Source organism: Oceanobacillus neutriphilus, from assembly GCF_014645515.1.
GTDB lineage: Bacteria > Bacillota > Bacilli > Bacillales > Amphibacillaceae > Oceanobacillus > Oceanobacillus neutriphilus.
In genome coordinates, this window is sequence record NZ_BMLW01000001.1 from 646,623 (window position 1) to 666,349 (window position 19,727).

At 35.3% G+C, this 19,727-nt stretch carries 21 protein-coding genes; 3 read left to right on the plus strand and 18 right to left on the minus strand.

Annotated features, from left to right (window positions below; genetic code table 11):
- Positions 1-186 precede the first annotated feature (186 nt).
- The 17 genes from IEX29_RS02910 to IEX29_RS02990 all read right to left on the minus strand — a co-directional run bounded on the left by IEX29_RS02910 (position 187) and on the right by IEX29_RS02990 (position 15,218).
- Positions 187-951: an N-acetylmuramoyl-L-alanine amidase gene (locus IEX29_RS02910; protein WP_188732981.1), complete on the minus strand. Its 765-nt coding sequence runs from the start codon at positions 949-951 to the stop codon at positions 187-189.
- 50 nt (positions 952-1,001) lie between these two features.
- Positions 1,002-1,427, minus strand: coding sequence for a phage holin family protein (locus tag IEX29_RS02915; protein WP_188732982.1), 426 nt, complete (start codon positions 1,425-1,427; stop codon positions 1,002-1,004).
- 328 nt (positions 1,428-1,755) lie between these two features.
- Positions 1,756-1,902, minus strand: coding sequence for a CD1375 family protein (locus IEX29_RS02920; RefSeq protein ID WP_188733062.1), 147 nt, complete (start codon positions 1,900-1,902; stop codon positions 1,756-1,758).
- Complete coding sequence (locus tag IEX29_RS02925) at positions 1,889-2,191, minus strand: hypothetical protein (RefSeq protein ID WP_229720062.1); 303 nt, start codon at positions 2,189-2,191, stop codon at positions 1,889-1,891. Before IEX29_RS02925 ends, IEX29_RS02920 begins: the two co-directional genes overlap by 14 nt.
- A complete protein-coding gene (locus IEX29_RS02930; protein WP_188732984.1) occupies positions 2,192-5,713 on the minus strand; it encodes a Gp37-like protein in 3,522 nt (1,173 codons plus the stop codon).
- Between the two features lie 12 nt (positions 5,714-5,725).
- Positions 5,726-6,703 carry a hypothetical protein gene (locus IEX29_RS02935; protein WP_188732985.1) on the minus strand — a complete coding sequence of 326 codons (978 nt, stop codon included), beginning with the start codon at positions 6,701-6,703 and terminating at the stop codon, positions 5,726-5,728.
- A 71-nt stretch (positions 6,704-6,774) separates the two neighbouring features.
- The gene (locus tag IEX29_RS02940; RefSeq protein ID WP_188732986.1) at positions 6,775-7,632 is read right to left on the minus strand and encodes a phage tail family protein; all 858 of its coding nucleotides are present in this window, start codon (positions 7,630-7,632) and stop codon (positions 6,775-6,777) included.
- Positions 7,633-7,635: 3 nt separating this feature from the next.
- Positions 7,636-11,013: a tape measure protein gene (locus tag IEX29_RS02945; protein ID WP_188732987.1), complete on the minus strand. Its 3,378-nt coding sequence runs from the start codon at positions 11,011-11,013 to the stop codon at positions 7,636-7,638.
- A 55-nt stretch (positions 11,014-11,068) separates the two neighbouring features.
- Positions 11,069-11,209, minus strand: a complete 141-nt coding sequence (locus IEX29_RS02950; RefSeq protein ID WP_188732988.1) for a Com family DNA-binding transcriptional regulator — start codon at positions 11,207-11,209, stop codon at positions 11,069-11,071.
- Positions 11,209-11,778 carry a Gp15 family bacteriophage protein gene (locus IEX29_RS02955; RefSeq protein WP_188732989.1) on the minus strand — a complete coding sequence of 190 codons (570 nt, stop codon included), beginning with the start codon at positions 11,776-11,778 and terminating at the stop codon, positions 11,209-11,211. Before IEX29_RS02955 ends, IEX29_RS02950 begins: the two co-directional genes overlap by 1 nt.
- 9 nt (positions 11,779-11,787) lie before the next feature.
- Complete coding sequence (locus IEX29_RS02960; RefSeq protein ID WP_188732990.1) at positions 11,788-12,189, minus strand: DUF6673 family protein; 402 nt, start codon at positions 12,187-12,189, stop codon at positions 11,788-11,790.
- 104 nt (positions 12,190-12,293) lie between these two features.
- Positions 12,294-12,461: a hypothetical protein gene (locus IEX29_RS02965; protein WP_188733063.1), complete on the minus strand. Its 168-nt coding sequence runs from the start codon at positions 12,459-12,461 to the stop codon at positions 12,294-12,296.
- On the minus strand, positions 12,397-12,873 hold the full coding sequence (locus IEX29_RS02970; RefSeq protein ID WP_188732991.1) for a phage tail tube protein: 477 nt from the start codon (positions 12,871-12,873) through the stop codon (positions 12,397-12,399). The genes IEX29_RS02965 and IEX29_RS02970 overlap by 65 nt, the downstream gene beginning before the upstream one ends.
- A complete protein-coding gene (locus IEX29_RS02975) occupies positions 12,870-13,274 on the minus strand; it encodes a phage tail terminator protein (protein ID WP_188732992.1) in 405 nt (134 codons plus the stop codon). Before IEX29_RS02975 ends, IEX29_RS02970 begins: the two co-directional genes overlap by 4 nt.
- 830 nt (positions 13,275-14,104) lie before the next feature.
- On the minus strand, positions 14,105-14,629 hold the full coding sequence (locus IEX29_RS02980; protein WP_188732993.1) for a hypothetical protein: 525 nt from the start codon (positions 14,627-14,629) through the stop codon (positions 14,105-14,107).
- Positions 14,630-14,707: 78 nt separating this feature from the next.
- Positions 14,708-14,947 carry a hypothetical protein gene (locus tag IEX29_RS02985; protein WP_188732994.1) on the minus strand — a complete coding sequence of 80 codons (240 nt, stop codon included), beginning with the start codon at positions 14,945-14,947 and terminating at the stop codon, positions 14,708-14,710.
- 52 nt (positions 14,948-14,999) lie between these two features.
- Positions 15,000-15,218, minus strand: a complete 219-nt coding sequence (locus IEX29_RS02990) for a DUF739 family protein (RefSeq protein ID WP_188732995.1) — start codon at positions 15,216-15,218, stop codon at positions 15,000-15,002.
- Between the two features lie 298 nt (positions 15,219-15,516).
- Here IEX29_RS02990 and IEX29_RS02995 point away from each other — a divergent pair, with 298 nt between their 5' ends.
- The 3 genes from IEX29_RS02995 (at position 15,517) to IEX29_RS03005 (ending at position 18,075) form a co-directional block, all read left to right on the plus strand.
- Complete coding sequence (locus IEX29_RS02995; protein ID WP_188732996.1) at positions 15,517-15,900, plus strand: helix-turn-helix domain-containing protein; 384 nt, start codon at positions 15,517-15,519, stop codon at positions 15,898-15,900.
- Position 15,901: 1 nt separating this feature from the next.
- Positions 15,902-16,375, plus strand: coding sequence for an ImmA/IrrE family metallo-endopeptidase (locus IEX29_RS03000; RefSeq protein WP_188732997.1), 474 nt, complete (start codon positions 15,902-15,904; stop codon positions 16,373-16,375).
- A 1,028-nt stretch (positions 16,376-17,403) separates the two neighbouring features.
- Entirely contained in the window at positions 17,404-18,075 is a 672-nt protein-coding gene (locus IEX29_RS03005) for a DUF4352 domain-containing protein (protein ID WP_188732998.1), read from the plus strand.
- 363 nt (positions 18,076-18,438) lie between these two features.
- Here IEX29_RS03005 and nagA read toward each other — a convergent pair whose 3' ends face one another.
- On the minus strand, positions 18,439-19,623 hold the full coding sequence (nagA, locus tag IEX29_RS03010) for an N-acetylglucosamine-6-phosphate deacetylase (RefSeq protein ID WP_188732999.1): 1,185 nt from the start codon (positions 19,621-19,623) through the stop codon (positions 18,439-18,441).
- Positions 19,624-19,727 lie beyond the last annotated feature (104 nt).

The window sequence follows — 19,727 nt, forward strand, 5'->3', positions numbered from 1 at the left end:
AACATACACGCTTAGGTTACTTTTCCACTTGAAACACAGATATATTTCAAGTGGAAAAGTTAACTTCCTGACTACCATTAATACTGGACTTAACACACTGCTCCTGGCAGTTCCATACTATTTTCTAATGTGCTCACGATAGCATGTCCAAACCATTTATCAGCCAAAAATAGATTTTAATTTCCACTATCGAGTAAAATACCTCACATACTGCGTACTAGCAGTAATATACAATCCACTCTTCAGCTGATACATATAACCATTACCAACCTGGAACCTATCCCTAGCCACTGTAAAGACTTCTCCTTGGCTCACAATAACAGCACGATCATCCCAATCAGGAGTGTTGTAAGTCCACAAGGATGGTGTAATAACTTCCACATAACCCTGACCGCTTCCACCACCAGATTTCCGGCTTAACCCCAGAGCCTGAGCAATACCATTCGCATGTCCTAAAGCAATACGATTTAGATAAGCATCTGATTTTAGTTTGTTTGCATCTGCTACCGTATCAATGAAGCCATTCTCTGTTAAAACTGCTGGCATACTTGATTCACGTAAAACATGAAAATTGGCCCGTTTTTTCCCACGGTTGTTAAAGTCCACCTGCTTCACAATTTCTGCATGAAGTTTATCACGATAAGTTACCGTGTTATTCGACACACTTCCATTAAAGATATAATCTTCATAACCAGTACCGCCGCCAGCATTGATGTGAATAGATACAAAGTAATCCGCACCCCAGCTGTTTGCATCATTTGTACGTTGTGCAAGGCTTCGGGTTGTGTCGCTTGTCCTACTCATACGAATGGTGTGACCTTCGTAATCACGATTTAGGATATCCCGTGTTTTTAGTGCAAGAGATAAAGTTACATTTTTCTCCTGTAATCCGTTTGCCGCTGCACCTGGATCTGTTCCGCCATGCCCTGGATCTAAATAAATTTTTGCCATAATAAAATTCCTCCTAGAATAATTTTTATATAGAAAAAGAGCAGCTGCAGCTACTCTTTATTCTTGCTAGTAAATTCTTCTTTAATTTCTTTTTCAATCGAATTATTTGAATTATCAATGCTATGCAATTTTTCGGCTAACCCTGGTGGTACAAGCACGCCTACATCAGCTAAATTTTCAGTAATGCTGATACCTTCGTTGACAATATAAAAAAGCACCGTAGCATATGCCACAGCGCCATTCAATCCAAGTATCTGGTCAACAACATTAGCCAATACGATAACGACTAATATAAGCACTTTTCTAGCGTACCCAAATAAACTTTTACGGCTCCACAAATTATCATTTTTCCATGCTTTGAATAATCCTGTTAAGATATCTAAAGCCATCAATAATAAAAGCAGGTGGAGAAATTTCACTTCACCGAATAAATACATATGCGTTGCTTCTAAATATTCCAAATTAACACCCCCCATAATTTCAGCTTCTTACCATATTTCATTGTTCCTTTTTATTTTCTATTTAGATGTTTAAAATAGAATGCCATATGCTAACGTCGTAAAAAATGAGCTTAATTGTTTTTTGTAAATGTATATCACAACCTTAAAGGAATGAAAAATGACATCTCGATTGAGATGCCTTTCAGTTCAAATTTTTGAATTAATAAAAACAAATCAATAACATAACTGTTATCTTCTAAAGGGTACTACTCTACGTAAACATTTAACATTTCTAACCTTTTTTATTTAACTAAACTTAATTTAACAAAGAGAAGAAACCAACATTAATAATTTTAAATGGATTTTATTTTATTAAATCATCTCTATTTTCTGCTTTTAATAGTGTTCGAACATCTTCTTGCCAGATGCTTGGTACACGTTCAAATGTCCATCTTCCTTCAATAATTTGTGTTGCAAATAACATAGCCAACACATCCTCACCTCTTTTCATTTGTAGACCTTTTCGTCATAAATACCATTTCAGCAAGTTCTAAAATAGCTATAGCATTAATTTCTTCTGAATTTGGAATACTTTTTCTTATTTCTTCTTGCCCGATAAGTTGTTTTTGATATTCTTCATCTTTTATTAATTCACCGTTTTCAAATTTAAAAATAAAAGGATTTATTAATACTTCATGAGTATTTTCAACTTCTAATTTATACTCAAACCCCTCTGAGGTAGAAGACCACCCATCAAGGTATCCTTTGACAACATTAAAATATATTACCAATTTAAACACCTACCATTCATAAATTGCATTTAAAGCAAGACGATTGGCGTTACCTACATTATTATCTGCATACCCCGACAAACTTTCTCCATCATTCCCATTGATATATATGTACTTATACATATCTTGGGAAAATCGCCTTAAACTACAACCGTAACCTCTTTTATTATTAGGTGGACTATTTAAAACAGATTTAGGAACATAAGTGTATTGATAATTAGAATTTTTAAAACCTTCCCCTATATTATACCCTCTCCATTCCAGCGCCCACCCATTCCTACAATGTCTTAACATCTTATTTGGTGTTGCTGATTGAGATTCTGTAGGATATATAGTTCCACTCCATAATTTCTGCATACTATTAACAATGCTATATGTTCCATCTGCCATATTCCAAAGTGAATCTTCCGATTGATAAACTGTTGACATGTCAAGCTCAACTAATTGTGTACCATCAACCTGTATCCAGTTGGGATTACGAGTTCCCCCTGAAAATATAATCTCTAATGCATCGCCATGTTTGAAATCAGAAGGCGTACTAAAGGTTGAAGCATGTCGTACTTGACTATAATCATCTGGAACGGGGGCAAACGTATCTGTGAATATTTTTGCATGCCTTCCTGTCCCCTCTTTGACATGCCAAACTTCAATTAAAGGTATCCCTCCTGTACCAGAGCCCAAATGCCGTTTAAAATAAGCACTAACAGTATACGTTACACCTATTCCTATATTCTCATACACATATTGTCTAAAATAATTTGCATTTTTTACAACAGCTGCTTTTTTACCAAACATAGCTAAAGCTTCTTGTCTTACAGGATACCATTGTCCTGTTACCTTAGGGTCCTTTACAGTCTGCCACCTTGAACCAGTAACAATAGGAGAAGTCACAATTTCTCTCCAATTATTACTACTGTCGTACGGTCCATCATCAGGCAAAAGTTCAAATGAGTGGTCCAGTAATAAATTAGCCTTTGGTGTGATATTATACTTCTCCGATGAAATATCATCTTCTAACGTAAAAGCACCATTTTTTATATTAATACCTGCTTGCTTGCCTCCAGCAATCATCTGTATACGATCATTTCCGATAGAAACATCACCATTATTACTAACTTTAAATTGTTCATTAATATTTAAACCGTTAAGAGATTTAATATAATCAGCTATAAGCCAGTTAACGCCAAAACTTGTGTTTGTATCAACAATATTTGGACCGCGTGGACCAACGGGGCCTTGTGAACCAGGCTCGCCTTTATCACCTTTACTGCCTGGGTTCCCCTTAATCTTTGACCAAGTATAATCAGATGCATTTTTGCTCTCTGTTGCAGTAGTTTTATTGTAAGCAAATCCTATATATTCTTTTCCATCAGGGAAGTTACTTATTCCACCACCATTAGCATTATCAGCATAACGTACCCAGGTATATCTAGGCTGACCGTCTGAGCCTTTTGGACCTTGGATACCCTGCTGCCCTTTGGCTCCCGGTTCCCCTTTTAATTTTGCCCACTCGTAATCATTAGCATTATTTGAAGGTGTTTGAATAGTTTTATTTGGTGCTATACCAATATATTCTTTATTTGTAGGAGAACTGCTCATCTCATCCCCATTAGCATTGTCTGCATATCTTATCCAAGTATAAGTAGGTTGACCATTAGACCCTCTTGGTCCCTGAATACCTTGATCACCTTTTGCACCTTTGTCCCCCTTCTCTCCTTTCGTTCCTTTAATAAGCGACCAAGCGTAATCATTTGGACTATCAGATTCATTGACAATTAATTTGTTATAAGCAAGACCAATATATTCTTTGCCTTTGGGACTGTCAGACATTCCACGCCCTTGGTCGTCGTCTGCATATTTCACCCAAGTGTAACGTGGTTGACCGTCTTTTCCTTCTGGCCCTGGTGCACCTTTGTCTCCTTCAATTTTAGACCATTCATAGTCCCCTGGATTGGTGCTCTCTACAGAAGTTTCTTTGTTGTATGCAAGCCCCATATACTTTTTACCTTTAGGTGTATCAGCTATACCGTTTCCTTTCTCATCATCTGCATATTTCAGCCAAGTATATAACGCTTGACCGTCTTTTCCAGCAGGGCCAGGTAAACCTTGCGGACCACGCGCAGCTGCAATCCATTTACCTTTTTCTTCACTGTATATTTTCCAAATGATATTATCCAGATCAGATATATCTACCCAAACTACTGATTTATCCTCTGGCTCTGTTGGTAATTCAACACGCTTTTTTTCGGCATAGTCTTTCGTAAATTCCTTGGAAGCTTCCAAGTTTTCCAATGCTTGCCGGATTCTTTCTTGCTCTTCCTTCAATAATTCTCTATCCGTATATTTCCGCGTCTCTATACCAATCAATGCAGGTAATTCTTGTTGATCCACGCCTTCTAATTCATTAAATTTACGTTTTATTTTAGTAAGAAAAGTTGGACGTGATCGCCCGAATGTCGCTTCTAATCGCAATCCATCTGCCTCATAAATCTCTAAAAACTCAATAATAGGTGCAGACATAAGAATTCCCCAAGATTTATTAACCACGTCCACTTTATCGCCTAGATCATAATCTTTTTCATACTTAAAAATAGTACCTTGCGTAGGCGTAAGAATTGTTGCTTCCAATGATTGGAGTGTCTCCATGTCACGCATTTTCTCTTCCCCACGCTTCTCAAGTAATTCCTCCACTTCAGCATCTGTTAAGTCTTCCTCAGTTTTGGTTCCTAAATCACGAACGTCAACAAAGGTTTCTATACGCTGCCAACCTATATCTTTTCCAACCTGGATAACCTTTCGCCCAACACCTTCACCTTGTCCACCAACATAGCCAACGTTACGCAACTCCGTATCGCTATCTACAAATGATTGCGACTGGATTGTTTCAAATTCCGGACTAAAAAACACTGGATTATTTCCATCTAAATTTTCCTGAGTTAAATCATCTGCCTCAAAGACATCAAATATTAATTTTTTAGTATGGAAATCTGCAAATATCCCCCAGCCTAAGCCAGATTGGATAGAGATATTTTCTAATTCCTCTGCTACATTTTTAAAACGAGATTCCGAACTTACATGTGTTCCTCTATTTTGGTTTGGCGCAATTTCTAGGTGTGGCAATATACGTCTGTTATCATCTGGATTAACAAAGTTTTTATTAACAAAGTGCTTCATAACTTCTTCTGCTGAACCACTTACGCGGTCATGAGAAGTACCAGAAGGTGGTACAGTTATCCGTCTGCTCATTAATCCATCTAGTGTATAACCGGATAGCTTAAAATTTTCAGATTCTTTCCCATTTTCATCAAGCGCAATTTCCTTTGTGAGAACGATAGCAACTTTATTTGACAGCTTATTTAAAGCTATGATGTCACCTTTATTTAACTTTTGCGCCTCATGTAAATAACGATTAACATGCAACTCAAATGTTGCTATACTATGATAATCACGCCCAAATTGCAGAGATTGATAACTGTCTAATTCGCCTTTTAAGTCAAGGAATCTATTATATATTCTAATAGATATTTTCAATTTATTTCACCTCTAACTAATTTTTGCTATGGACATACGACGATACCTCGAATTTATATCCCCAGTATTTCTAGTTGCAATAATTACCTGAACTTTGTCTCCTTTTGAAAGACTTTTAACTCCACTTCCAATAAAGTGGTAATCTGAAAAGCCAAAACCTGGTCTATTAAATAAATAAACCCTTTCATCAATAGAAGTGTTATTATTAATCACCAAATATATTTCTATCTTCTGATTAGTCTGCAGCCCATTGCTGGTGCTTAATGCTAAGTGGAAATAAAACAAATAATCCCCATCCGCCTTAACATTGAAGATTCCAGAAGATATTTCATTTTGCCTATCAATCAAAGGAATAATTGGTATTTTATTAGAAATGTAAGTAGATGAAGACTCACCATTTAATGTTAAATCGCTACTATCATTCATTTCCACATAGGATTGATTAGGCATAGTAACCATACCGTACTCATTAATGTCCATACCTCTATAAATGTTATGCAAGGGAATATATCCACAAACATTATCATTTGCTCTCTCATCCCGAATCTCAGTTTGCTCAACATAAGACTTACCTGCAATAATAGTAACCTGTGCAACGCTCATTTCATAAACATAATTATCACGTTGCAAATTAGGTGGTGTTGGGTTATTTGCAGGTACCCCTTTTTTAATATACGCATAGATACGCCTTTCCATAGGATTATTATCAAAACAAATTACAACCCGATCTATACGATTATTATTTGGATCAGCAATACTATGTGACAGCGTCATCGTACTGTCATTTTGATACATATAACCATTCGCAAACATGTAACCGGCGCCTAAAGCAACATTCATATTTGTTCTAGCTGTAACTTCTAAATCTGGCAGATTAGGAGTATTTGATACACCATTACCAATAATTTGATTATGAAATCTAGCCCAATCAGCTGCTTGATAGATACGTTTGTCATCTGTGGTACTGTCGAAAAAATACATTCGTTCCAAATTAATTCACATCCTTTTACAAAAGTAAAAAAGCACCTCTATAAGAGATGCTTTAGTAATTTCATAGATTTTTATATTCCAACATACTGATTATTCCAGGTTACCGCAATCATACCCGATGTATCTCCAGAATCTGCAATATGCTCAATTAAATTTTCTCCTACGTCCAATTGAAGCCAATCAGAATCATGGTCTAAATAACCAAATACATTAAACACTCTGCCATTCCGATAGACTTCTACTCTTTTTTTGCCATTAGTAGTATCAATATGCAATATCTCATCTGCAGCAATAGAGCGATTAACTCTTATCCAATCACCGTTTGTACGGTTAATTATTTGTGGATTAGTCACTGGCCCCTGTATATCAATCCTTACTGGAGCAAGAATATCACCATTGTTATAAAGTGTTGTGTGTGATCCCGACCTTCCCATTTCAATTGGGAAGGTATTTGGCATGGTAAGATTACCAGAATAAGCTTGTAAAGGTTGACTTGTTTGATTCGGATCTCTCCAATAAGGATAAGGTGCCCTAATATATAAAAGAGCTTTTTGAAATAACGGTTTTCTATTAGTTTGTCCATCTGGGAAATTTGGGACAGATTCAGCTACTGCGTCAATTTCCTTTACATCACCACCACTAATATACCTTAAAGTGCCTACACCTAATTTAGGATTAAAAACCGAAGCAAAATAACGGCGTTTCGCATTTAGGTCTTGTTCACTGTCTCCTGTTATTTTCAGTTCTATTTCAATCGGTTTATCTTCTAAAATTGAACCGATATAACTAGCGCCATCTTGGAAGGGGACTTTTTGCATTTGTGTAATTGCCTCTGTATCGCCAATACCTTCAACTCTTATCAGTCTATAAGGACGATCGAATAATTCTACTGTTTGATCGATTGCATTAGTAAACATTAGTTTAAACATCTTTTAAAACCCCATTTCCATGGCTAATCTTTGTTGCTGCTGTCTTTGCTTTCTAGCCGATTCACTTGGTGTAGACTCGGCTGGTGTGAAATAGTTATTTATATTCGGAGAATAGGTTCTAGTATTATTATTTTCGTTGCCTAAAGCACCAGATGTCGTATTTAATTGTGTACTTACTCTTCCTAGAGACATAGACGTTCCCCTCAACCGGTTAGTAATCTCAGGATTCATTTCATCAGCCAAGTCCTCTGTTAAAGAACGCATTTCTTTTAAAGGCTTACCGCTTCCCCGCTTAATATTTTTAGCAAGCGAATTGGTAATACCAGGATACATAATATCCTTTAAAGGTCCCTCTTTTGCAGGTGAGAATGGAAGGAAATCACGTATTTTTTGTACTACATTTCCAATAGCACTCTTTACTTTTTCAACATTCTCCTTAATACCGTCGGCTATACTGCCAACAATATTTTTTCCAGCATTAAAGAAATCAGTTGCTTTTTCCTTAACACCATTAATTCCTTCTCCAATAATATTTTTGGCAGCATTATAAATATCCTTCCCTTTATCAATAATGCCGCCTGCTAAATCTGTTACCAGTCCCCAGCCAGCGGATACAACATTACTAATCATTTGTGTAATTCCACCTATTAATGCTGTGATTAACTGAACACCTGCATTTAACAGCTGTGGGAGTAATTGAATAATAGCTCCAGCTAACTGAAGTATCAATTGCATACCGGCACTTAACAATTGTGGAACAATGGAGATAATTCCTTGTATTAAGGCCATTAATATTTGTATACCAGCATTTATTAACTCTGGAAGCAAGCCAATGAATGCACTTACCAGCTCTAACAGTAACTGGATACCAGCATCTATCAACTGAGGAACAATGCTTATTATTCCATCTATTAAAGCAAATAGAATTTGAATTCCAGCATTTAATAGTTCAGGTAAAAGACCAATAATTGCCTGAACTAATGCCAGGATAATATTTAGCCCTGCTTCTATTAACTGCGGAAGAACCTGGATTATGCCATTAATTAAGGCTGTTAAAATCTGCATACCTGCGTCTAGAATTACTGGTAAATTCGTAATAACAGCTTCTACTAAAGCCATGATTATGGTTATTGCTGCTTCAATTAAAGCTGGTATCAAGATGATTATTCCATCTATTAAGGCCGTCAATATTTGTATACCGGCTTCGATAATTAGTGGCAGATTTTCAATTAAAGTCGTTACAATAGTCATTAATAAAAGAAGAAAGACCTCTATAACCAGCGGCAGCACAGTTGTAATCGTATCGATTAAAGTCATAATAATTGTTAAATATGTTTCTATTAACATTGGTAATGCGGTAACGATTGCTTCTATTAATGTGGTTATAATCGTAATACCCATTTCCAAAATCAATGGTATTACCGTGACAACTACCTCTAGTAATGTTGTGAAAAGCTGCAGCCAAGTTTCTATCAGTAAAGGCAGTGCTACAACGATTGCTTCTATTAATGTAGTTATAATTGTAATACCTATTTCCAAAATCAACGGTATTATCGTGACGACTACCTCTAACAATGTTGTAAAAAGCTGCAGCCAGGTCTCTATTAATAAAGGTAATGCTGATACTAGACCGGTTATTAAATTTGTAATGACTTCCACACCGGTATTGATTAATTCAGGAAGATTTGTGGCAAGGGCATCAATGAATCCCACAATCATTTCAGTACCTTTTTCTATAAAGATAACTGCGTTTTCAGCCAGATTAGTTATCAAATTAGAGAGATCTGCTGCAAAATTATTTACCATTTCCCCAATTGACATATCACCTTTAAAAACTGCGAGGATATCTGAAAAAAGAGATGTTTGTGCAGCTAACAACGCAAACCCTTTAATCACCCATCCAATTGGACTTGCCAATCCAAAAAATGCAGTTGCAATAGTCGTTAATGGACCAATAACAGCAGCAAGCACAGCTCCAATATTGATTCGCTCTCTTAATTCTGTAAAAAACTCCCCGACAGTTCTTGCTGTGTTACCTAACCACTCCATAGCAGCATTAAAACCATCTATTGATCCAGCTGCCATACCAGCTATTAATTCCTGCGTCCTGCCCGCCAGATTAGAAAATGTTTCTCCCGTTGTTTCTGCTACACTTCCAAGCCATTGAACAGATGTACTAAAAGCATCTAATGATGCATCATACATTTTTTTAGAAACATCAACGATTTGGCTGCCAAGCATTTTCAGACCTGGACCAAAGTTCATTACAGCATTTTTGATTGATTCCCAGGCATTTATAAAGAAGTTACGGAAATTCTCATTGGTTTTCCATAAATAAATGATAACCGCTGCTAAAGCAACAACAGCACTGATAATTGCGATGATTGGATGACTAGCGATAACGCCCCAAACAGACTTTACAGCATTCCCCAATCCTTCCATTCCTTTTTTAAGTGTATTTAAAGTACCTTCTAAGGTTAATGAGCTTGCAGCTACTTGCTGGAATACAGTTACCGCCAAAGGTCCAAAAGCGGTAATCAACTCCTGCATTTTGGGAAGCCCAGCACTTTCCAGCATCGAATCTATAGATCCGATAATCGCAGTAATACCACGTACAGTTGCTGATTTCATGTTATCAATTGAATTAGTCCATGAAGATCCTGCGTCTTTTGCAGCTCCATCAATCGCTCCGAAACTTTCGGTTCCATCCTTTAATGCGCTATTCATAACATCCATAAAACTATCTGCAGAGATTTCACCCTGCTGCATTTGATTGGCAACCTCTTCCACAGATTGTCCTGTCGCATCTGCATAAATGCGCATAGCAGGAATCCCTGCTTCCGTAAGCTGGTTCATGGTCTCCATCTGCACTTTTCCACCGTCAACCATTTGGGCCAAGGATTCAGTAACGGCAGTAAATGCTTCATTGGATCCGTCACCATAGTGACTGACTGCATCTCCCCAGGCAGCAATCGATTCTGTCGCTTTACCTACATCCATATTTGACATTACAAATCCCTGTACGGCATTTGTAGCAGTGTCAATCCCATATGTTGTACCACTAACAATTTTTTTCGTGCTATCTAATGCAGTATTAGCCTTCTCAGCACTTCCAGTTATGGCTGTGATCGTTCGTTCAAATTGCTCCATCGTGGCTATTTCATCAAAAGCTGTATTCACTGAATCCTTCAGCATATCAAATACGCCTGTTTTTTTAGCAATGTCAGAAACAGATTTAGCGATTTTACCTATGCTGAGATTTGCCTTCTCCCCGCTTTTATCTAATTCACCCATTTTATTATTGATATTGTCTAAACCATGAACAGCCTGCCCATCATTTAATATAATATTTATAACTACTTTTCCTTCACCATCAGCCATTTACATACTTCACCCCCATGCTTTAAATTTTTCAGCACAGGGGCTCAAGGGCTCTCTAACGGTCATTTACTGTATTAACCGTTGCGCATCTCGGGCATTTTATTTCAGCAATGCCCTTTATTTTCCCAATTAATTTATTACATTTTTTACATCTTATTTCTTTTAGCTTCAATTCCACACCGCCTTTAGAAGGCATTATTCAGGGTTTAACTTATAAGCTTTTTTTGCTTCTTCCACTTGTTTACGATGTTTTGCCGCTCCTTTACCCGATGGTAATTCCATCGTACGGATTTCGATTACTTCCTTAAACTTCGTATCTTGGCGCAGCCCCGCTAATAAGGCTTGAAATTTATACCAATGCAGTGTCCCTTGAGCTTCAAATAAATCAATTCCATAATCTTGATAAAAAGATGCGTAAATGTATTCTGCATCCTGTTTAATGGAATAAACCCTCTTATTGTCCTTCTCTTTATTTATTACCGGCATTGGATTACCATCAATATCAACAGCAGCATTATCTTCAGATTCCTTGCTTATTGTACTCTTAAATATTTCATAGAAGACTTCTTCCTGTTTTCCCAAATCTACATCAAGCGGTTCGCCTAGAAGCATTTCTATTCCTATTTCAATTTGTTCGACATCTGTTAATTCATTATCATTAAGCATATCAAACAAGCGTAATACATTATCATAGGCGAGATTGATTTCATACCTTGCATCATCAATAACGACTGTATCAATAATGGGATAGGCCAGATTCAGCATAATCCACCACTACTTTTTCTTTTTGACTGGTTGTTTCTTATTTTGTTGTAAATATTTCTGCGCTTTTTCCTGTGTAGAACCAGAGAAGCCTCTTTCTTTTAATTCATCTTCGAGGCCTTCAGCTAACTGTGAATAGTAGTGCATGCAGTAAACAAGCGATGGTGTTACTTTATAAATTTTATCAAAGGACCCTTCTCCTAAAATAACGTCATATCCTTTGCTTAATGCTTCCTTGACTAATTCCTGATCCTCTTCATTATTTTCGGGTGCGAGTTTTTCTAATTCTTCCTTTAACTTCGGAATTTGATCCCGAAATTTTTTAATAGCCTCATCATCCACAGGAAATTCAAAATTTAATTCTCCAATCTCAATAGGTATGACAGGTTTTTCCGTTTGAATCTTAATTGCCATTACAGTTCATCACCTTTCTAATTTATAAGATAACCTATGAATCAGTTCATCTTTTAATAGATTCATAGGTTAATTTCTCTGCAAAGATAAAATAAGAGAGCGATTTATTCGTCGCTCTCTTCCTCTTCTTCCGGACCATCCGATTCTTCTGGATCTTCAGGCTCGGGCTCATTCGGTTCTTCTCCCCCGCCGTTATTCGGGGGATCCTCAGGGAGTAGCTGTGGTCTTTTCAGGACGGCGGTCCCAGCTGATAGAGCATTCAAATACCGCATACTCTGATGCTTCCCCACCGGTTACTTTAGGATCCTTCACTGTAGCAACTCCGGCAAGTTCATCTCCATTAGTACGGACTTGTTTAAACATGATTTTACGACCTGATCCAGTCTCAAATTCCAATCCGGCAATAAACTTCATTGCTTCAATCTCATCATCATACATACCTTCAAAAGCATATGTTTTCTTCACACTGATAACATCATCCTCAGGTGTACCATCACCATCGTAAAAAGCCATATCCTCTACTTCTTCTTCCGTATCATCTGTTACGCTGGAAATCCATTTTGCCAGACGCAGCCATTCCACTTCTTCTGTACCATCCTCTGGAATAGCACCTACATAGTATTCCGTTTTCGCGTTCTTTTCACGTCCAAAAAATTGAATATTTAATTTTAGTAATTCGCTCATAATATATTAACCCCTTTTTTGATTGTAATTTTTGCAGTAATAGATAATTCATAAATAAAAAATCCCTGCTCATCATATAGAACTAATGCAGGGAAATCCTTTATATGGATACTTTGAAATTTATAACTATCATTTTCACTTGGCAGATCATCTAAGCCTTCCAATTCCTTATAAATACTGGTTAAGCTCTCCAAGCACTCTTGTCGATCTTTACTTTTAGCTGTAACTTGTATGTTGAAATTTTTATCTCTTGTACCATCAAAATAAACTGTTTCATCGGCACCAGGTATAGAAGTAATTGCTATAGAGCATTCATCATCGATTACTCCAATAACACTTCGGCTAAACAGATTCAAACTATTGATCCGACGGTTTAATTGCTGCATAAAGTCTGCTTTCATCAGCTCATCGTCCTTTTAGTGATTTATTCTTTGCCTCCGTTGTAAATCAATTATGCAGTAATATTCAACACCTACTGCATAATACTAATCTTTAATATAATTAGGCGCTGCTTCTTATAAGTTACTTGCCTGCAGCTCAATTGCGTATAGATGCAACTATATCAATCCTCCTTTCCAAAAATATGTTTCGTATTTTATCAAAAGCGGCATCACCTCCTTCAAAGTATCTGGATTATAGACAATAAAAGATAATAAAAAAAGACACCCATTAATGGATGCCTCATGTTCACCAGCTCATGTCAAAATAATAACGCTGGTTTTTTATAAACTTTTCTATACTAGCATATTAGCACCCTTCTAATGACATTATCAAGACAGCTTTACGACAGGTTCATTTTCTTGAGCTGTAAATCAAAAAAATCACAGAAATAACTGTCCTTACAGCATCCTTGTGGTTTTGCAATAAAATCTGAACTTATCTGATTAATTGTTTATAGATTTTTCTATACTAGCATACTAGCACCTTTATAATGACACTATCAAGACAACTTTACGACAAGATTATTTTTTGGAGCTTATGGCTGCTAAACACAACTTAGTGTTTAAAACCTGCACAAAAATAACCTTGGCCAATTACTGCACCAATCCAAATTTAATATCGGTCCAGTTTTTTAATCAGAAGCCACACTCCTCCATTAAAAAACCACGGAAGCAGCTATTTTCGCAGTACTTCTGTGGTTCCCAATGAAATCTAATTATATTGTACATTTTTCTATACTATCATATTAGCATCTTCATAATGACACTATCAAGACAGCTTTACGACAGTATCAGTTTGCAAAGCTTATAGCTGAGACCCCGAAAAAGATAACCGGTAAATCTTCAATCGCCTTTTTTAAATAACGGTGTACTGTGCGTTCATCAATATTCTCTAATTCCGCAATTTGTGAGATAGTATATTTCTGCTTTGATAGATATCTTTTTTCCAGCACTTGATAATATTTTAATTCATTCTCGTTACAGGAACGCCGGTAAGCTTCCATCTTCCCCTGAATAAAGTAAACCATAGAAATTGATTTTCTTTTACTTTGTTTAATAGATTCGATAGACTCCAGGCTAATTGTTTCTATATCTAATTCTTGAATGGACGTGTCGTTAAACTCTTCTAATTCGTCCATCAGCTCTTCGCAGTGGAGAACCAGAGCTCTATAATTTTTTAAAAGCAGCTTAATATTATGCAATCGATAATCCTGCTTGGAGATTTCACGTTTCTCCATATCTTCTTTATATGTTCTAATTGCTTGCTCGGAAACAACTTCAGTGATAAATTTTAATTGCTCATCTGTTAAATTCATATCTATTTCCCCCTTAGCTGATTAATTATATTTGATAGAAGTATTAGGAATAGAAAAACCTGACTTCTGATTATCCTTTTAAAACATATGCCGTCTTATATCTTCATTTATAGCTGGTGCTCTTTGCTGATTAATTTTCTTTTGGTTGAGCATTCTGAGATTTTCAAATGCATTATTAAGCTGCTCTAAAATAGTATTCTTTAGCTCCCATTGACCACATACTGTAACTTTTAAAGCTTTTTCATTGATGCTGATGATACGATTGACTTCTTCCATGACATCATCATAATCCTCTTCCAAAAAATGATCTTTAAGCATTTTTTAATCCCCCCTCAACATAAATATGTATATAGAAATTAATCGTTCAATTTTATTGAACTTTATAATTAAAAAAATATTGCGGTATCTCGCTGCTATCAATTTCGAGAAGCTCAATAGTATTCGCAATTTCATCCTGTTTCCATTCATCTTTCCCATCTAATTTTAGTGTAATTGATTTCTCTGACAGCCCTGCTGCTTTTGCAAAATTATGTTTACTTCCATACTTTTCAACAATTTTATTATATAAACTGGAGTAATTAAAATTCATCGTATCATCCTCTTCCATTTGTTCAATTTTATTGAACTTTAGTAAATAATACCATTTACAATACTGTTCGTCAACATAAAAAGTTCAAAATAGTTGAATCTTTTATTGAATAATGTATTTACATTGTATATACTTAAATTATTCTACCAAATCATTTTTTCTTTCTATAAGTTTGTATGACTTATAAATATATATTATTTTACATACTCATAATGCAGCTTCTCTGAGCACTTTAAATAGAATACGGTGATAACTATAGCAGCCATAAAAGGAAAAATTTATAAGGGAGATTTTATTTATGAGATTAAGTACAGGAGATCGGTTAAGGCAAATCATGAAAGAAAGAAATTTAAAACAAGTAGACATACTTAACTCAACTAAAAAATACACTCATGATAATGTCAAAATATCCAAAACAGATCTCAGTCAATATGTGAATGGTAAAACAGAGCCCAGACAGGATAAATTATATATACTGGCCGAAGCCTTAAATGTAAACGAGGCCTGGCTGATGGGCTATGATACACATAAAGAACGCATTCCTGCTGATAGAAGAGAAGTAGATGAAGATCAAATCGATACTATTGCCGCACATCATGATGGAGAAGATTGGACCGAAGAAGAATTAGAAGAAATTGAGCGGTTTAAAGCTTATATACGTTCTAAAAGAAATGAGGAATAGTATGTATGAAAAATTATTAAGTCACGCCAGTAAATATAATGTAGAGGTCTACGAGAAGTCCATGGTTAAGAATGTAAAAGGATTATATGCAGATAATATCATATGGATAAATAAAAATTATTTAAAAACCTCTGCAGACAAAGCCTCCGTTTTAGCAGAAGAATTAGGCCACTACCATACTACTGTCGGGGATATAATAGATCAGTCTAAGATTGCTAATCGTAAACAGGAGCTGCGCGCCAGAGCCTGGGCTTATGAAAAGACGATTCCTGTATCAAAAATTATAGAAGCACATCGGTTAAATTTGAGAAATAAATATGAATTAGCTAATTACCTGGAGGTTACTGAGGCGTTTTTAGAAGCTGCTTTGCAGAGGTATAAGGAGAAGTACGGGCTGTCCGTTTATTATGATAATTATACTGTTTGTTTTGATCCTTTGGGGGTTATTGAGTGGTTTGATTATAGGGATTATTAAATTAAAAGCTAAATAGCTGCCTAACCCAAACACGCCCCAAATATTTAGTATTCATTTGGGATGTGTTCATTTATTTTTATCCACATTAAGTTCATCAATAAAATAATAAAGTTTCACTCTCTCAATCTTAAAGGGTATCCCTTTCTTCTCTCAGTAAAATTTTCGAAAGCAAAACAAAAAAACTCGATATAAAATATTCTTTGCTGAATAAATATCGGTCATAATTCAATATAACCAAATGTTTTCCCGTTCGAATAAGAGAAATAATTATACACTCCTGACATCTTTTTAGTAAAAACGCTCTTTTTTCTATCGAGTATCATCTATAATAAACAAGCAACAAATCGCACATCACCTTGTTTGACGGGATAATAGTTAATTTTTAAATGAGTTAAATTATTTTTTCATCTATATGGTATAATTATATTTATTAATTGGATAAATAGTGTAAAATAGATAGCATATGGATTATAAATTGCTAAACGTAAAAATATTTGCATGACTTTTAGGAAAATTAGAAATACATACAGGGTTCAGAGGAAGTGATTTATCACAAAAATTTTTGAAAATAAATTAGGTATATAGAATTAATAAAGAACAAACGTTCATGATACTATATGAATAACGATTAGGAATATTTTTTATTACATAGATGGAAAGTAATCTTCTTAAATAAAAAATATAATTAATAGGGGTATAGAAAATGAATTACCGAGAAATCTTAGATAGATTTTAAGAAATAAATATTCCTAAACAATATGGGATAAAGATACTTTAAATCCTTTAGTAGAAGCAATTAATCATGAAATTTAAAATCAAAAGATTGTTATAAAGCAACCTGTTAGAAAATCTAATGATACTGACGACGAAATTATTCAGTATAAAAAGCTGTTCGATACAGAGGTAATTACGGAAGAAAAGTTCCAAGCTAAGAAAAAGCAATTTTTAAGTCTATAATAGGCTAAATGTTTAATAGCCAACAACCAGTCTGGCTTTAATATAGAAATAAATTATAAGGGGTCGATTTTTTGAAGAAATTATTATTTTTATTAGTAGGTATGATGTTATTCTTAGCAGCTTGCGGGGATGACAACAACGATTCTTCAGCTGAAACTTCTACTGAAGATGAAGGCACAACAGAAGCAAGCGAAGAAAGCAATAATGAGGAAGATAGTGGGGAAAGTGAAGAACCAGCAACAGAAGAAGATGAAGAAAATACTGAACCCCAAGTTGGAGACGTTGTAACAAATGAAGGTGGAGAATCGACATTAGTCAGCAAAATAGATGAAATTGGTACATTTGAATCTGGACCGATTGAATTGACTATAAATAAGGTTAATGGAGTTTCTATGTCTGTAAGCGAAGATTATGTGGATACTTTCGGAACAGATCAATTGGAATATATACAAGTTGATATGGAAGTGGAAAACACATCTGATGATAACGTAGATTTCTATGCTTCACAAGCTATTTTAACAACTTCCACAGGAGAACAATTAGAACCAGATTTTCTTATGAGTGACCATATTGATGGTGAGTTTTTCGGTAATGTTAATAAATCTGGATCTTCATATTATGTGCTTGAGAATTCCAAAGCCGAAGATGTTGAATCGGTACGCCTAATCTTCAGTGGTACAAATGATGAAAATTATGAAACTATAGGTGAAGATATAGATGTTGAAATTGATTTAAATAAATAGGAGTTAAATTATATTTCAATAATGATTGGGATATAATCCAGTAAAAAGAGTAGCATCTGTCATAAATAGCAGATACTACTCTTTTCTTAAATAAACTATTACAATAAAGTACGAAATTAAGCTAAATTAATAAAACACACATTCTGTTATTTAATATGGCATTGAACATGTACTACCTCTAACTAAATCTATTTTCTACTATAAATTTAAAAAGTATAATCAGATGCTTCTACATTAGATATCCAATATATGCAAAATAAATATAAATACCTTTTACATTAAGAATTCCTCTATTATCACCAACCAGGTTTCCTTCAAAATATAGCTATTCTTAGATAAATCAAACGTTTGAACAATCTCTAATTATCCTCCTTGATAAGCGATTTTTCCTCTACAAATAGTATACACAATATCCATCTCATCATTTATTAATACAAAGTCCGCATCCTTACCAGCTTCGATGCTGCCTTTTCTATCAAAGATACCTACCTGTTTAGCCGGGTTCTCCGCAGTCATCTTTACTATATCCTCAAGTTCAACACCGTCTAACTTAAGCATTATTTTAACTGCATCAATCATTTTCAGAATACTCCCTGCTAAAGAGCCATTTTCCAATGTCGCTTGACCATTCTTCACTTGAACTGGCTGCCCTCCAAGCTCATAATTTCCATCTTCCAGCCCTTTTGCCCGCATAGAATCTGTAATCATAATGATTCGATCAGACCCAATATTATCAAAGATCAGCTGCAGCATCTCTGGCACAACATGGATACCATCTGAAATCAATTCTGCATGTAAATCCTCCAATTGAAATGCTGCTCCCACTGCTCCAATATCACGATGATGAATGCCGTTCATAGCGTTACATAAATGCGTCAGTTGTCTAACACCTAATGAAACAGCATCTTTAATCTGCCAAAAAGAAGCATCAGTGTGACCAGCAGAAACATTAATACCTGATTTATATAATGTTTTTATAAATTCGCCAGTTTTATCATGCTCTGGAGCCATTGTAATTGTCCGAATTTGTCCGCTTGCATCTTCTTGCCATGCCAAAAATTTATTTAAATCCGGTTCTACAATATATTGCTTTGGTTGTGCTCCTGCTTTGGATACCTCTACAAATGGGCCTTCCAGATGAATTCCAACTAAATCTGCACCTTGCTTTTGGTGATCATTTATCCATGCAGAAACATTTTTTAAAGCATCTGATATTTCTTCATCTGATTGTGTGATTGTTGTTGCAAGATAACTTGTAGTTCCTTCTGAAGGTAATTTATCTGCAAGAGTTTGTAAAGTTTCTGGTGTAGCGTCCATGATATCGACACCATAACCTCCGTGGATATGTCCATCAATAAAGCCCGGAAGCATTTTTAAATTGTTCTTAGCATCAATAACTTCACCATCAAAAGCAAGATCATTTAACTCTTCTTGTTTAAGAATTTGTGCTATTTTTCCATTCTCTGTAATTATGGATACATTTTGTACAACTTCTTGATATAGATAGGCTTCCTTCACATTCTTTATAAGTAATCTTGAATTTCCCACTACCTATTCCCTCCATTATTTTTTCTATGATTTATTTTTGGTTCTATTATAACGCTATTACTTGAATAAATAAATTTTTTGTTGTTATTTCCCGGGAAATGACA